This is a genomic window from Halobacteriovorax sp. GB3 (assembly GCF_028649655.1).
GTDB lineage: Bacteria > Bdellovibrionota > Bacteriovoracia > Bacteriovoracales > Bacteriovoracaceae > BSW11-IV.
The window spans coordinates 1,300,569-1,314,681 of sequence record NZ_JAQSLN010000003.1 but is presented as its reverse complement, the minus strand read 5'-3'; the positions used below and the strand labels follow the sequence as shown (position 1 = coordinate 1,314,681).

The 14,113-nt window shown below is 37.1% G+C and carries 15 protein-coding genes; 8 read left to right on the top strand and 7 right to left on the bottom strand.

Annotation, left to right across the window (positions count from 1 at the left end; translation table 11 throughout):
• Positions 1–60: 60 nt before the first annotated feature.
• Positions 61–261 (bottom strand): hypothetical protein, encoded by a 201-nt coding sequence (locus HBN50_RS12700; RefSeq protein WP_273870575.1) that lies wholly within the window; start codon positions 259–261, stop codon positions 61–63.
• A gap of 120 nt (positions 262–381) precedes the next feature.
• On the opposite strand from HBN50_RS12700, the gene HBN50_RS12695 reads away from it, so the two are divergent.
• The 4 genes from HBN50_RS12695 to HBN50_RS12680 all read left to right on the top strand — a co-directional run bounded on the left by HBN50_RS12695 (position 382) and on the right by HBN50_RS12680 (position 5,733).
• The gene (locus tag HBN50_RS12695) at positions 382–1,248 is read left to right on the top strand and encodes a LysR family transcriptional regulator (protein ID WP_273870572.1); all 867 of its coding nucleotides are present in this window, start codon (positions 382–384) and stop codon (positions 1,246–1,248) included.
• 9 nt (positions 1,249–1,257) lie between these two features.
• Positions 1,258–2,700, top strand: coding sequence for a hypothetical protein (locus tag HBN50_RS12690; protein WP_273870570.1), 1,443 nt, complete (start codon positions 1,258–1,260; stop codon positions 2,698–2,700).
• Positions 2,701–2,912: 212 nt separating this feature from the next.
• Positions 2,913–3,941 carry a hypothetical protein gene (locus HBN50_RS12685; protein ID WP_273870568.1) on the top strand — a complete coding sequence of 343 codons (1,029 nt, stop codon included), beginning with the start codon at positions 2,913–2,915 and terminating at the stop codon, positions 3,939–3,941.
• Between the two features lie 106 nt (positions 3,942–4,047).
• Positions 4,048–5,733, top strand: a complete 1,686-nt coding sequence (locus HBN50_RS12680) for a S8 family serine peptidase (RefSeq protein WP_273870567.1) — start codon at positions 4,048–4,050, stop codon at positions 5,731–5,733.
• A gap of 34 nt (positions 5,734–5,767) precedes the next feature.
• Here the strand turns inward: HBN50_RS12680 and acpP are convergent, their stop codons facing one another.
• From acpP to HBN50_RS12650, 6 genes are all read right to left on the bottom strand, one after another.
• A complete protein-coding gene (gene acpP, locus HBN50_RS12675; RefSeq protein WP_273870565.1) occupies positions 5,768–5,992 on the bottom strand; it encodes an acyl carrier protein in 225 nt (74 codons plus the stop codon).
• Between the two features lie 41 nt (positions 5,993–6,033).
• A complete protein-coding gene (gene fabG / locus HBN50_RS12670; protein WP_273870562.1) occupies positions 6,034–6,798 on the bottom strand; it encodes a 3-oxoacyl-ACP reductase FabG in 765 nt (254 codons plus the stop codon).
• Positions 6,795–7,748, bottom strand: a complete 954-nt coding sequence (gene fabD, locus HBN50_RS12665; protein WP_273870560.1) for an ACP S-malonyltransferase — start codon at positions 7,746–7,748, stop codon at positions 6,795–6,797. Before fabD ends, fabG begins: the two co-directional genes overlap by 4 nt.
• 10 nt (positions 7,749–7,758) lie before the next feature.
• On the bottom strand, positions 7,759–8,763 hold the full coding sequence (locus HBN50_RS12660; RefSeq protein ID WP_273870559.1) for a beta-ketoacyl-ACP synthase III: 1,005 nt from the start codon (positions 8,761–8,763) through the stop codon (positions 7,759–7,761).
• Between the two features lie 190 nt (positions 8,764–8,953).
• Positions 8,954–9,166 (bottom strand): 50S ribosomal protein L32, encoded by a 213-nt coding sequence (rpmF, locus tag HBN50_RS12655; protein ID WP_273870557.1) that lies wholly within the window; start codon positions 9,164–9,166, stop codon positions 8,954–8,956.
• 129 nt (positions 9,167–9,295) lie between these two features.
• Positions 9,296–9,862 (bottom strand): DUF177 domain-containing protein, encoded by a 567-nt coding sequence (locus tag HBN50_RS12650; protein ID WP_273870556.1) that lies wholly within the window; start codon positions 9,860–9,862, stop codon positions 9,296–9,298.
• A gap of 98 nt (positions 9,863–9,960) precedes the next feature.
• On the opposite strand from HBN50_RS12650, the gene HBN50_RS12645 reads away from it, so the two are divergent.
• From HBN50_RS12645 to HBN50_RS12630, 4 genes are all read left to right on the top strand, one after another.
• The gene (locus tag HBN50_RS12645; protein ID WP_273870554.1) at positions 9,961–10,485 is read left to right on the top strand and encodes a shikimate kinase; all 525 of its coding nucleotides are present in this window, start codon (positions 9,961–9,963) and stop codon (positions 10,483–10,485) included.
• A gap of 68 nt (positions 10,486–10,553) precedes the next feature.
• A complete protein-coding gene (locus HBN50_RS12640) occupies positions 10,554–12,035 on the top strand; it encodes a hypothetical protein (protein ID WP_273870552.1) in 1,482 nt (493 codons plus the stop codon).
• A gap of 6 nt (positions 12,036–12,041) precedes the next feature.
• The gene (alr, locus tag HBN50_RS12635) at positions 12,042–13,169 is read left to right on the top strand and encodes an alanine racemase (protein WP_273870550.1); all 1,128 of its coding nucleotides are present in this window, start codon (positions 12,042–12,044) and stop codon (positions 13,167–13,169) included.
• 137 nt (positions 13,170–13,306) lie between these two features.
• Complete coding sequence (locus tag HBN50_RS12630) at positions 13,307–14,107, top strand: MlaE family ABC transporter permease (RefSeq protein WP_273870545.1); 801 nt, start codon at positions 13,307–13,309, stop codon at positions 14,105–14,107.
• Positions 14,108–14,113 lie beyond the last annotated feature (6 nt).

Genomic DNA, 14,113 nt, shown 5'->3' with positions numbered 1-14,113 from the left:
AACTTCGCAAAAATAGGGGAGAAAATGGTGCAGGATAAGGGGCCTGCACCGAGAGAGAAATTACTTTTTCTTAGGAGTTTTAAGGCAAATCTTTTGTGTTTTTGCCTTGGAAATCTTACCTTTCCAGCAGAATCCTTCTCTTTGTTTTTTCGCGACTGCCGAACAAGAGATTGGAGTATATCCTTTCTTGCAAGAGTTCGGTGTCTTAGAGAGAGCCGGAGTTGAAATTGAGAGGATCATGGCAATAGCTAAAATTTTCATTAATTTCTCCTTTTTCCCAAAGGGAAAGATAAATTCTCTTGCTAATTATTGAGCCGATGATAAATTAGGTAAAATCGTTTTAATAATTAAATTAATTAGGGTTAAGTTAATTGGTAGGGTATGGATAGACTCAATTTTAATCACCTCTACTACTTCTATGTTGTGGCCAATTTAGGTTCAATTAAAGAAGCATCAGAGCGTCTTCATGTTTCACAGCCAACAATTAGTGATCAAATAAAACTCTTAGAAGAGTTTCTAAATTGTAAACTTTTTGAAAGAAAAAATAGAAGCCTCATTCTCAATGAAAGAGGTGAGATTGCACACAAGTACGCACAAAAAATCTTCTCACTTGGAAGTGATTTAACGGCAGAGCTAAGAAATAATCTTTCAATTCATAAGAAGTCGATTGATATCGGTGTTACCTATTATATGAGTCAGTATTTTCTTTATGGTAAGCTTCTTCCTCTTTTTGAAAAGAGCGAGTTGAGTGTAAATATCCACGAAGGTGAGAGGCACTACCTTCTAGCAGATCTAGAAGAGGGGAAACTTGATATTGTTTTTACCGATTCTAAAGATTCAATCTCTTCAACGATGAATAGCTACAGGGTAGGAGTTAATAAAACTTACGCTGTTGCTCACAAGAGTTTCCAAAAGCATATCAAAGGTTTTCCCGAATCTTTGAATGAAATCCCTTTCTTTAACTATACAAATGAAGCTTACTTAAAATACGAAATAGAACTTTTCTTTTCTAAGCATGGCATTACACCAAAAACAATTGGCGCAGCTGATGATGTTGATTTACTACAAATGATCACAGAGCAAAAACTTGCCTTTACAATTGTGCCTGAAGTGGCCATGAAAAGATTTTGTAATAATAAAAATATAATTGTTTTAGGTGAACTTGAAGAATTACAAACCTCTGTTTGGGGTATTGTTAAAAATAGCTATGAAGGAATCGGAAGAGACCTTCTGACAAATAAATTATAAGAGGCCGTTATGAAAAACGAAGTATCAATTGTAACTCCAAACGACTTTGAGCAGGATAATCACTTCTATCCAAAAGCATTAAATACTCAATTGCACGCCATGGTAAGTCACTTTTTTAATTTAGATCACAAAAGAATTATCGAAAGGTATTGTCATTTAAATCCTCAAGTAGATCCTAAGTATTTGCAAGAAATTCTTAATTATACGAGCAAGCATTTCTATTGGGGTGGAGCTGACCTTTTCTATGTAACGACGGAAAAGGGTAATAGAAGTATGGTTGTTCTTGAAACGAACTCTTGTCCATCTGGCCAGAAATCTATGCCACAAAGAACAGATGATGATGAACATAGAGGTTATAAGTTTCTTATTGAGAACTCATTTCTACCTGCTTTAAAAAAGAAGAAGCGCTTACCAAAGGGTGCTCTCGCTGTTATTTATGACAAAAACTATATGGAAGTTTCTGGTTATGCTGCAACTCTTGCAGACTTAACTGGAGAGAAAGTTTATCTCATTCCTCACTTTAACAATGAGGAGCAACACGCTTATTTTAAAGATGGTGTTCTCTACGTGAAAATTGATGGCGAAGAAGATGTCGCTATAAGAGCTGCTTTTCGATACGTAACACAAAAGCCATGGAATAGACTTCCTGTCGTAACGAAAACTTTTATCTATAACTCAACTCTCGTCTGCCTAGCCGGTGGAAGAAATAAACTTGTCGCAAATAAGGCCTACGAATTTTACAACTCTGAACTTAATGAGTCGGGACTTAAAATCAATATGCCTGAAACAATTCGCGATGTAAGTAAGGTTGAAGTACCTCTTTGGATTGAGCGCTTTGGTGGATACGCTGTTATTAAAAACCCGTATTCAAACGCTGGACAAGGTGTCTATACAATTACGAATGAAAAAGAATTAGAGGCCTTCATGAATGAAGAGCACTCTTATGATCAGTTCATTATTCAATCATTGATCGGACACTATAATTGGTCATCTCAATCGAGTGCTGGAAAGTACTATCACATTGGTACAATTCCAAATAAAAAAGGGAAGATCTACGTCGCTGACTTGCGAATCATGGTTTACTCAACTCCTAAGGGATTTTATCCATGTGCTATTTACGCAAGAAGAGCTAAGGGAGCACTTGCTCCTGAGTTAAATGAAAACTCTTCGAGTTGGGAAGTTCTTGGAACAAACTTGTCTGTGAAGTTAGGGGAGAACCAGTGGTCTTCTGATACTTCTCGATTAATGCTCATGGATAGAAAGGACTTTAACTCTCTTGGAATTGGTACTGATGACCTGATCGAGGGCTTTATTCAAACAGTTCTAAGTATTATAGCCATTGATAAAATGGCGCAGACTCTTATGAATAAGAAGGGTCAATTTCGTATGAAGCTTTTCAAGTCACTGGATAACGATAAGTCATTAATCAGTGAAATAATGAAAGAATCGTAGTAATTTTATACTCTTAAAACGGTCCATAAATGTTAGTGTTTGTTAAGTTTATGGACCAAATTCTCCACTATATTAGTCTCAACAAAACATCGAAAGATTGGAATCAGTCTTGCAGCTTAACAATGAAATTAGGCTCAATACCTACTCCCCCCCTCTTAAAACTGAGTAAGTTTTAAACAGGTGTTGAGCCTATTTTCACTTTTGGAGAATTCATGAAAAAGTTGAGCATCTTTTTTATTTCAATTGTTCTGATAGCACCAGGTCTTACGTGTGCAGCTGAACTTATTGATCCTCCAGAGTCTCAAGACTATATCTATTATGTAAAAGAAGAAAAAATATCACATATTAAAAGAGTGAATGAACGAAATATTGATTTAGTATCTCTAATTGATGATGGTCATCTTTATCGCAATCAAATTTCAGCAGCTCTTAATCCCCAAATGACGACTTATCATTTCAATCATTCAGGTGCTTGGGAAAATCTTGAAAAAGAAACACATTTTGTGAGCAATGATTATCTCTATAAAGCCGTAGATTGGGATACGCTTCTTGAGCTCAATGAAATGGCAGATACTGTATGGAAAAATGCAGGGAATCGCTATGAAAATAAATCTGAACTCATTAAGGCTTATAAAGAACTTCTTGATAAAAGAAGAGACCAATTTGTTTATAATAAAAAAGAAAAGAAATCATTTTCACTTTTTAGAAAAAAAGATGAGCGACTTAAAGATGTGTCTTTATTTCTAGATACTGTTAAAAACTTTCTCGAATCATCTGATGTTTATAATACTTATGGTTTTTCATTTATTGATCGATTCCACCCACTTTTCAGTGATGCCCTATTTGAAATTGTAGAAAACTTTCAAGACGATATCTTTAGAAATAATCAAAATCATTTTAGCATCGATGCTAATAAGAGAGAATATTACTATTTCTATTTACATCAACTACCGTTGCATTCAGTTAATACATTAAGCTATTGGAGAGGGATTCGATTAGTTAAAGAAAATAGACATCAAATCTCTGATTTAAAGGTAGTCTCTTCAGCTATTTTTCTTTTATCGATGAGAATGAAATCTTGTTCATCAGGAATTATTTCTCGCGATCAATCTTATTTATCTCGCTTCGACTATAGTTATCGATTTGTCTCTTGGACAAATCTGCACGATTGGTTAAAGCAAGTCTTCGACTATTTCTATGCTTTTGGATCGAATTCTACGGTCTTTTGTAAGCGATATTAGATGTCAAATCCTTACTATTTCTAACATTAAGTGAAGTTTTTACACTTTCGAAAGGATATCGACTCCCTATTTGTTAATTTGTTGAAATTACAACAATGGAGTCGATTTGAAATTATATATATTTTTATTAAGTGCATTGCTTTTAACTGTCCAAACCCAAGCGAAAAGCTGCGAACAAGATTCTGTTCAATACGATGATTACGGTTGGAAAGACATCGCTTATTGCATTGATGGTGTTGTTCGAAAAGAAGTTTCGATTCATTTGAAATCTGGAGCAACGACAAAGCTACAATTAAATAATGTAAAAGGGCAAGTCATTGAGTCGAAGTCTTGGAGCATAGAAGGACGTTTCACTTATTGGGCCAAGTACTCATATGTAAATTATGGAAGACAAATTGAAGAACTTTTTTCAACCCTTCCTGATTCAAAATTTGGAATGGTTCGTGCGAGAAGTGAATACGATATTTCAGGAGCAGAGAAAGTTGTTATAAAAGAATGGGTTTTCTCTAATTCATCTTTAAGACCACTTGCTATTCGTCACTTTAAAAAGAATGAACAAAAGCCAGGTCGCATTGATGTCCTTTCAAAAGAAGGAAAAGTCGTTAAGTATTATCTCGTTAAATATAACCAAGATGCTCCTATGGCCGCAAATCTTGTTAATGAATTTAAGGCATACACTCCTTCAGGTGAGTTGCTTGGTTCATATAATGAATCTCTTGAATTTAACGTTGAAAAAGTTCTGTCGAGCTACAATCTTTCTAAAAAAGAATTTGAAAGAAGACTTGCCGTTTTTAATGATACGACAAGAGAGCCGGTTGTGATTATTGATACAGGTTTTGATATTTCACACCCTTCATTGGCGCACAAGCTTTATCGTTCTCCATTTGATGTTCCATATGACGGAATTGATAACGATAACAATGGGAGAGTTGATGATTCTTGGGGATGGCACAGACAGGATGATGCCGGTCTAAGTCTTCTTAGAGATGATAATAATATTTTAGAAACACATTCATTAATTCACACTCCGTATCCTGTTTCTCACGGAACACACGTAGCTTCTTTGGCCCTTAAGGACTTAGATAATTATGGTCTAGTTGGTTTTGCTGGAGATGTGGCCATTTATGATCATCTTCTTAGTGCTGGTGAGTATATTAAAAATAAGCAGATTAAATTTGTGAATATGAGTTTTGCCATTGGTTTTCCTGGGGCGCCAATGTCGGCACCACGCGATTCCTTCACAGCTCTTGAATCAATTTTTACGAACAATCCTGAGACACTTTTTGTCGTTGCAGCTGGGAATGGTCGTGGAGCTCTCGACTTAGATGAGCCAGGAAACAATAATTATCCAGCAAGTTATACTTACGCCAATATGCTCAAAGTGGGGGCGATTAATACTGCTGAATTAGAAGACGGAAAATTTGATGAATATAAGCCGGCCTTCTTTTCAAAATTTGGTGTTACAAAAGTTCAAGTGTTTGCCCCTGGCCAAGGAGTTCTCTCTGCACAGTCTGGTGGGGGAGAGATTGCACTCAATGGTACTTCTATGGCCTCTCCCTATGTTCTCAATGTTGTTTTAAAGGGACACAATGTTAACTCCGCTTTAAGTGCTTTAGAGTTAAAAGAAGTTCTTATGAAGACTGTTTATATTCCAAGCTCTGGAAGACTTCCATGTGAGAGTGGTGGGATTGTTGCTCCAAATAGATTCTATAAGGCATTGGAGTTAATGAAAGAGGGGCTAGATAAAGAAGAGGCAATTAAAAAGGCCAACCTTTTAAGCCCATCAAAGTAAGATAAAAAAAAGGCCCTTTGAAAGGGCCTTTTTATTATTGTTTCTTTTCTAGGTAAGTAACAACATCGTTTACTGTTTTAAGCCCTTCAGCATCTTCTTCAGGGATCTCTACACCAAACTCATCTTCCATTTTCATCATTAGCTCAACGATATCAAGTGAATCTAGGTTTAGATCGTCAACAAAGCTAGTTTCTGCTTTGATTTTTGAAATATCGATTTTAGTAGCATCTGATACAAGTTTAATTACTTTTTCTTCCATTTCTCTCTCCTAAGTTTTTTACGAAAGTATTGTTATCTTAATTAAATATAAAGTCCACCGTCAATTTTAATTACTTCACCTGTAATATAGGCTGAAGCATTACTTAATAGAAAAGACGTCAAATTGGCAACCTCTTGTGCATCACCAAGTCTTTTCAATGGGATTTGAGTTAGATATGTTTCTTTTACCTTATCATCAAGGGCATCTGTCATATCTGTTGTAATAAATCCTGGGCATATTGCGTTGCATCTTACGTTTTTACCTGCAAGTTCTTTTGCGAAAGACTTTGTGAAACCGAGCATTCCCGCTTTAGATGCAGAGTATGCGATTTGCGAAGCATTCCCCATAAGTCCAACAACTGAACTAATGTTAACGACAGACACATTTTCAGCTCTTAGAAAGCCTCTAGAGCAAGCCTGAGCAACCATGATTGACCCCTTAAGGTTTGTATCAAGAGTTTGCTGAATATCTTCTTCTTTAAGTCTTAAAACAATTTGATCTTTAGAGATACCTGCATTGTTTACAAGTCCCTCAATAGATCCTACATCTTTAGTAAAGGTATCGATTGCTGATTTAATTTGCTCATAATTTGTAACATCAAACATAAGTCCTGTAGCATCTGTCGCTCCAAGTTCTTTTAGTTCTGTTTCAATTTCTTTAGCAACAGATTCTTTACCTTCACGGTAATTGAAAACTACGTGAGCTCCTTGAGTTGCAAGACTTCTTACGATCTCACGACCAATTCCACGTGTTGCACCTGTTACGAGTACTTTTTTACCTTTTAGATCGTCAAAATTTACTTTCATGAGAGAAGCTCCTCGAGTTCCTCAAAGGCACCATCTTTATCGAGTGAGATGACTTTGATATTGCGATTAATTTTTCTAGCGAGACCCATTAGAACACGGCCCGGTCCAACTTCAATGCAAATTGTATCATCTGGAAGTGAAGCAAAGCTCTGCGTCCAAAGTACACTTCCATCAACTTGCTTGTAGAGATTTTCTTTAATAATTTCAGCAGAAGTTCCAGCCGCGTATTCTTTAGCATCGATATTTGCAACGTAAGCTAAATCATTTTCTTTAAACTTAAACTCGCTAAAAGCATCGTTAAGTTTATCTGCAGCTGGTTTCATTAGAGAAGAGTGGAAAGGAGCTGAAACGTTAAGTTCGACTGCTCTAAATGGATCTTCCATATTTTCATTAAGCCAAGCAACAGCTCTATCACATGCATTCGCTTCACCTGAGATAACCGTTTGGTTTGGCTCGTTGAAGTTTGCTGGCATAACTTTTTCTGTTTCAGTTGAAGCTTCAGTACATGCTTGTTCAATTTTTTCAGCAGGAACTTTCATGATGGCAAACATCTTTCCCTTTCCTGCAGGAACAGCTTCTTGCATAAACTTCCCACGAAGGTTTACTGCTTTAACCGCATCTTCAAAAGGAAGAGCTCCTGCTGCAACGAGAGCAGCGTACTCACCAACAGAGTGACCAAGAACGCGATCAATTTTTACACCTTTGTTATCGAGAAGTTCTTTTAGTTTTTCAAAAAGAGCTACCGAATGGCTTAAGATTGCTGGTTGAGTATTTTCTGTTAGCTTAAGTTCTTCTTCTGGACCTTCAAACATCATTTGAGAGATGTTAAACCCAAGAGCTTGGTTTGCTTTTTCAAATAATTCGTAAGAAGAGTGACCTTCTAAGGCCTTTCCCATTCCAACATATTGAGCCCCTTGTCCAGGGAAGAGAAGTGTTACTGATTTTGTCATAACTTCACCTTTAGTATTTAATAAGGGTTGCACCCGTTGTTAGACCAGCACCAAAAGCATCAAACATAACAATGTCACCACGTTTGATTTTTCCTTCTTGAATGGCTTCATGGAAGGCCATTGGTACAGTTGCCGCTGATGTATTAGCATATTTATCAATATTGATAATGACTTTGTCTGGATCAATTCCAAGAAGTTTTCCAGTTGTTTCGATGATTCGAATATTGGCCTGGTGAGGAACGAGCCAATCAACATCTTCAAGCTTTAGTTCTGTTTGCTCAAGAACGCGCTTTGCATTTCCTGCAAGTGTTCTTGTGGCAACTTTAAACATCTCTCTACCTTTCATTTGCATAAAGTAGTTTTTCTTTTCAAGATGCTCTTCTGTGATCGGTTCAACTGCTCCACCAATCGGTTGGTCGAAAAACTCTTTTCCAGTTCCATCAGCACCAAGATAAGTTGCAAGTACATCTGATTGATCATTCTCATCTTCGTTTCTACCAACGACAGCGACACCACATCCATCTCCAAAAAGAATACATGTGTTTCTATCTTCCCAGTTCACTTCACGACTAAGCATTTCAGAACCAACGATAAGAGCATTTTTAATCATGCCCGTTCTAATCATTGCCGTGGCCATATTGAAGCCGTAAACGAAACCAGAACAAGCTGCTGAAATGTCCAGAGCTGCACAGTTATTTGTAATACCTAGTTTTGTTTGAAGAACAGTGGCCGAGTTAGGAAGTTTATAGTCAGGAGTAACGGAACCAAAGAGAATGAAATCGATATCGTTTGGTTCAAGGTTTGCAGCTTTAAGGGCGTCTTTTGCTGCATAGAGGGCCATGTCTGTAGGCCATTCTCCACCTTCTGTAGAACAGATATGTCTTTCGCGCATTCCTGTTCTTTCAAAAATCCATTCATCACTTGTGTCGACAATCTTTTCGAGATCGACATTCGTTAGAACTTTTTTTGGGACATACATTCCAGTCCCTTTAATTTTAACTTTATAATTAGACATAAAATCCACCTTTAGTGTTTTTTAGGCAAACGACTTTATAGGAGTCCTTTGATTGGGCAATCTTAATGGGTTGAAGTTCAATTTGTCTAAATAAATTCGAGCAATTATTCGCCAAATTGAGGGGAGGATTAAACTAAAAAAGCCCCAATGAATGGGGCTTTTTTTTATATAAAGAATTTGAGATCAAATTTTATTCTTCTGTATCTGCTTCTTCTCTATCAGCTTTCGTTTCGAAAACTTTTTGTCCTTTCCAGTAACCAGATGGAGAGATACAACCTTTAAGAGTTAGTTCTCCAGTAGTTCCGTCAGTTAGAACGTTAGATTTTCCATATAGTTTGTGATGCTGTCCAGCTCTTCTTTTTCCCTTTCTAGAAACGGACGTTTTCTTCTTAGGTACTGCCATTTTCTACTCCAATATTTTCAGATCAACTTTATTATTCTTATTTTTAATAAACGTGAATGAGATAATTACGTTATTTTTAGCTCATTTTCAAGTTCTTTTTAACACGAGGCCATATTTTCAGGGCTTTTTTTAGTTATGTCCACAATTATATTTGTTGAGATTGCTCCCACATTGCCCGCAAAGTCCTTTACAATCCTCAGCGTGTAGAGGAAGAGGCTCTAAATGCATGTAAACTTGTTCATGAAGCATTTCTTTGACGTTGGCCTTTCCTTTTTCGTGGAAATAGAGCTCTACATCTTCTCCGTCAGCAAAGATATGCGTGATTTCCTCGTACTCCGGTTCTTTCTCGTATCTTGAATTAATGAAAGCAACTCTAAAGTCACACTCAAATTCTTGAAAAGAAGGGTCTAGACAGCGAACGCAAGCAGCGTAGTACTGACCCTTAGCTTCCCCGCGTACGATGAGGTGTTCACCGTAAATATTATTCACGAGTCTTTTAATTTCGAGGTTTGTTTCAATTTTGCCTTCACCCTTTGGGAGTTCTTCGTCAAAGAAGTCATTTTCGATTTCTTTTAGAATTTCTCTTACCCATTCAGAATTCGTTTGATCAAATTCATATGATTCAGGCTCTTCATCAAAAAGAGAGATGTTGATGATTGGGCTAAAGTCGCTTGCCTCAGGTGTTTTCTTTCGCATTTATCGTCCTATTTCAATTCAAAAAACTGTAGTGTAAGCTACCTTGTATCAGGCTTTTAGGCCATGACAAAGGAATTTTTACACTTTGCGGTGAGAATATGGGTTTTATTATTTGTGGCTTTATGGGATCGGGAAAAACAACTCTTATTGAAGAGTTAAAAAGAGATGAAAAAACGGGGACTTGTTTTGATTTGGACTCGCTTATTTTGGACCAATTAGCTCCTGAGTTTAAAGGTCTGGGAGAGTATATTCGCCAAGCTGGCTGGGACTCATTTAGAGAGAGAGAATCGAAGGCGCTTTGTGATGTTCTAAGTAGCCTTGGGCATAGAGATATCGTTGCTCTTGGAGGGGGAACTCTTGAGAGGGAGGAGAACATTTTAAAGATCCAAAAAAGTGAGCATATTTTAGTGGGGCTCGATACTCCTTTTGAATTGTGTCTAAGAAGAATTAAAGGTGATCGCAATCGACCAATGCTTGATAAAAGGGATGAAGAGTTGCGTGAAATATACCTTAAGCGCTGCGATCAATATAAAAAGTCCAAAATTCTTTTAAAGCCCGAGCAAATAGAACAAGTAAAATCTTTAGATGATTTATTTCATTTTCTTAATGCCAATGACAAGTAGAGTTAAATATTAGACTAATCGTGTAAAACTAGTCATAATAATACAGTCTTGTGACAAGGGGAAAACAAGTGCAAAACGATGGACAACTTACTGTAGCTTTACTCATTAGTGACATGAATGCTGTTCGAGAAATCTCTCGCGTTTTTAAGCAAGCTGGAGTGACTCCTTATTTTTACGAAACTCTCAAAGAATATTGGAATGGGATTATTCATGACGTTCCATCTCTAAGTGTTGTTGATGTTAAAATGATGAGTGATGGAGAGTTATTTCTTGCGGCCCATCCCTTTGTTCAAAATGATGAACTTCCACTTGTTTTCTATTACACAGACGAAACACAGGCCCTTATGAAACAAGCTTTTGATTGCTTAAGTTTGGGCTTTATTAAAAATGAGCTCGGATACTCTGATCAGATTAAAGCACTCTTAAAAAGAGTGAATCATTTTTATAAACTCGATAGAGAAAATGAAACGCTTAAGGCCTTAACTAAAGATGTTGATACGAAAGTTGAGCGCGTTGTTATGGCCAATCAACGTTTCCAAGAAATGAATCACTACAACGATCTTCTTTATCGCATGAGTGAGGATTTTGAGAAATCGAGAAATGATGAATCTTTTATTAGTTCAATTGAAAGAGTTTTTTCTAAGTATGATGAGATTGAACAGTATACTTGCTTTGAATTATCAGCGAATGGAAAAAAACTTGTTGGTCTAGAGGGAAGTAGCGATAAGTATTTTTCAATTCCTTCTCTTTGGCTAGGGCAACTTTGTAAAAATGGTATTGAAGGTTTCGCACAAAATCTCGCTTCACAAGTGGCCTTTGATCTCATGGGTGAAAACCTTATTTGTCTCAATATAATGGGAATGAAGAAAAACCCAGATATGCTCATGTTTATCCAATGTGAAGATGAGCAAATGCTCAATCATTTCAATTGGGATCTCTTTGAGCGCTACTTAAGTGGAGTTTGTGAGCACCATAAACTTAAAGAAAACCCACGCAATTTATCTAAGGGAATCTTTTTAAATCCATGGGAGTTAATGAGCACTCTCGATTCTCATGCTTTTGGTAAACTTCCTGGAGATAAAGTTCTTCCAAGTAATTTATTGAAAGGCGATGTGGCCTTGATGAATATCGATTTCTCTGATCTTATCGACTATATTCGCTCACAAAAAAATGTGCGTTTTTACTGGAAAGAGTTTCACGCGGACTTTGTTGCTAGACTTGATCACTTACAAATTGACTCACTAAGAATTGTTTCAATGGGTGTTCAAAACATGGGTCTTCTCGTGAATGAAAATTACAGTGAAGATGCGTTTAAGCTTGTGAAAGGACTTATTGGGCGCTATCCTTTCTGGCGTTTTTTCGAAGAAACTGATCTCGTATTAGTACAGTCTTTGAAACCGATGCTTAGAATGTCTCCGATTTCTTCTAAAGCATATTTTCAATTGATGGATGGGCTAGAGTTTACAATGGCCAACCAAATGATTGCTGAAGAAAAGAAAGAAAAGACAAAACAAATTATCTGGGGAGATGCTCCGGATTTAACAATTTAGGATCGCATGCGATTTAGAAGCAGAATGCTAGTGGACTTAGGTGTCCTTGCTGATAATTATAAAAAGTTAAAAGAAATTTGTCCTAATAACGAAGTCCTCTTCATGGTGAAGGCCGATGCTTATGGGCACGGAGTTCTTCCTATCGTTCGCTTCGCAGTTGTAGAACTTGGAATAAAAGAGTTTGGATGTGCCACTTTAGGTGAGGCGCTCAATCTTCGCGACGAACTCTTTGATCTCGAATTCGAAGTCTATGTTTTTTCCGACGTTCAGCTCGGTCTTAAAGAATGCTCTGAAATTTATCTCAATCGTCGAATCATACCAGTTCTGTCGAATATGGATGATTTAAGATACGTTTTAGATAATCAAGATTTTCAAAATTTCCCACTTTGTTTGAAGTTTAATACGGGAATGAATCGTCTAGGGATTCATCACGAAAGAACTGAAGAGGTTATAGATCTTCTAAAAAGAAAGGGGAGAAAGAGTGTTTACCACCTTTTGTCGCACCTCTCTTCGGCTTCTCTTTCAATGGAAAAGAATAAAAGAAATATTTTCCAACGCGAAAAATTTAATGAAATTAAAAAAGCATTTAGCGATGCGAATATTGAACTAGAGAGAACATCTCTTTCAAATTCTGGAACTATTGAGCAAGGTTTTGGCCTTGATAATACCCACGTTCGTCCAGGTCTGATGATGTATGGACCGACATCACTTATTGGGCCTTATCGCCATTTGTCAAAGTGGACGGGAAGAAATATTTCAAGTCTTGAAACTTATATCATCAAAGTCTTTCCTGTTGAGAAGGGTCAGCCTATTGGTTACGGAGCAACTCCCGTTTCTAAAGACGGGCTGTGTGCAATCATAGCACTAGGCTATGGTGATGGTTTTTCTACACGCTATATGGGGGCCACTCTAGAGCACAAAGGTCATGAAGGAAAAGTGACTGGTCGAGTTAATATGGATATGGCCCAGATTGTTTTTGATAAAGATGCCTACGACCAGTTAAAAGTAGATGATAAATTCGTCATATGGTCCAATGATCCAAAATCAATTATGCGACTTTCAGATGAGACGGGGACCATCCCCTATGAAATTTTTCTACACCTAACGGCGCGCGTACCGAGAGTCTATGTTTGACTAGATGTGCTTAAATAAAGGCTCTTTCGGATTTGAGAAAAATCGCTAGTAAATATGAATGACTTCCAGTGTTAATTGTTCGCCAAGTTATGTTTTCTTTAGTAAAATAGTCGCAATAAGTTAAAATTGGAAATTAGGTGACCCACATCAATACAGCGTTCGTTAAATTTACAGAACTCTTAGGCAAAACTGTTATAAAAAATGTAGCAGGATTAGGCCGTATCATGAGCTTTATTTCAAGGTTCTTCTACTGGTGTTTCAAGCCTCCATTTCGTTGGAAACTTTTCTTTGATCAAATGTACTTCATTGGGAACCGCTCACTGTTTATTGTCCTTCTTTCGGGATCATTTACTGGGATGGTTATGGCCTACCAAACTTACTTTGGTTTTAAGCTCATCTCTGTCGACTCCTTAGTTGGTCCAGTTGTTGCGATCACTTTGGCAAGAGAGTTAGCTCCTGTTCTTACTGGCCTGATTGTTGCTGGTCGAGCTGGTGCCGCCATGGCCGCTGAAATTGGAACAATGAAAGTTACTGAGCAAATTGATGCACTTGAAGTCATGGGAATCTCTTCTCTTCAGTACCTTGGAGTTCCAAGAATTCTTGCTGCTACTTTAGCGCTTCCAATGCTTACTGTTTTATTTCAATTTATCGGAAATATTGGATCGATCATTGTTGGGACAAAGGCCCTGATGATTGATGAGACGATTTACTTATCAAAACTTGGTGAGTTTATGTTTGTGGCCGATATTGTACAAGGGATTTTAAAGGCCTTTGTTTTTGGTTTTGTTATTGCTGTTATTGGAACTTACTTTGGTTTTGAAGTTAGAAAAGGTGCAGCAGGAGTAGGGAAGGGAACGAACCTCGCCGTTGTTTGGGGAATGATTTCTGTTCTTGTTCTCGATTACTTCTTAACAAGCTTTTTGGTTCATATTTTATAAAGAGGA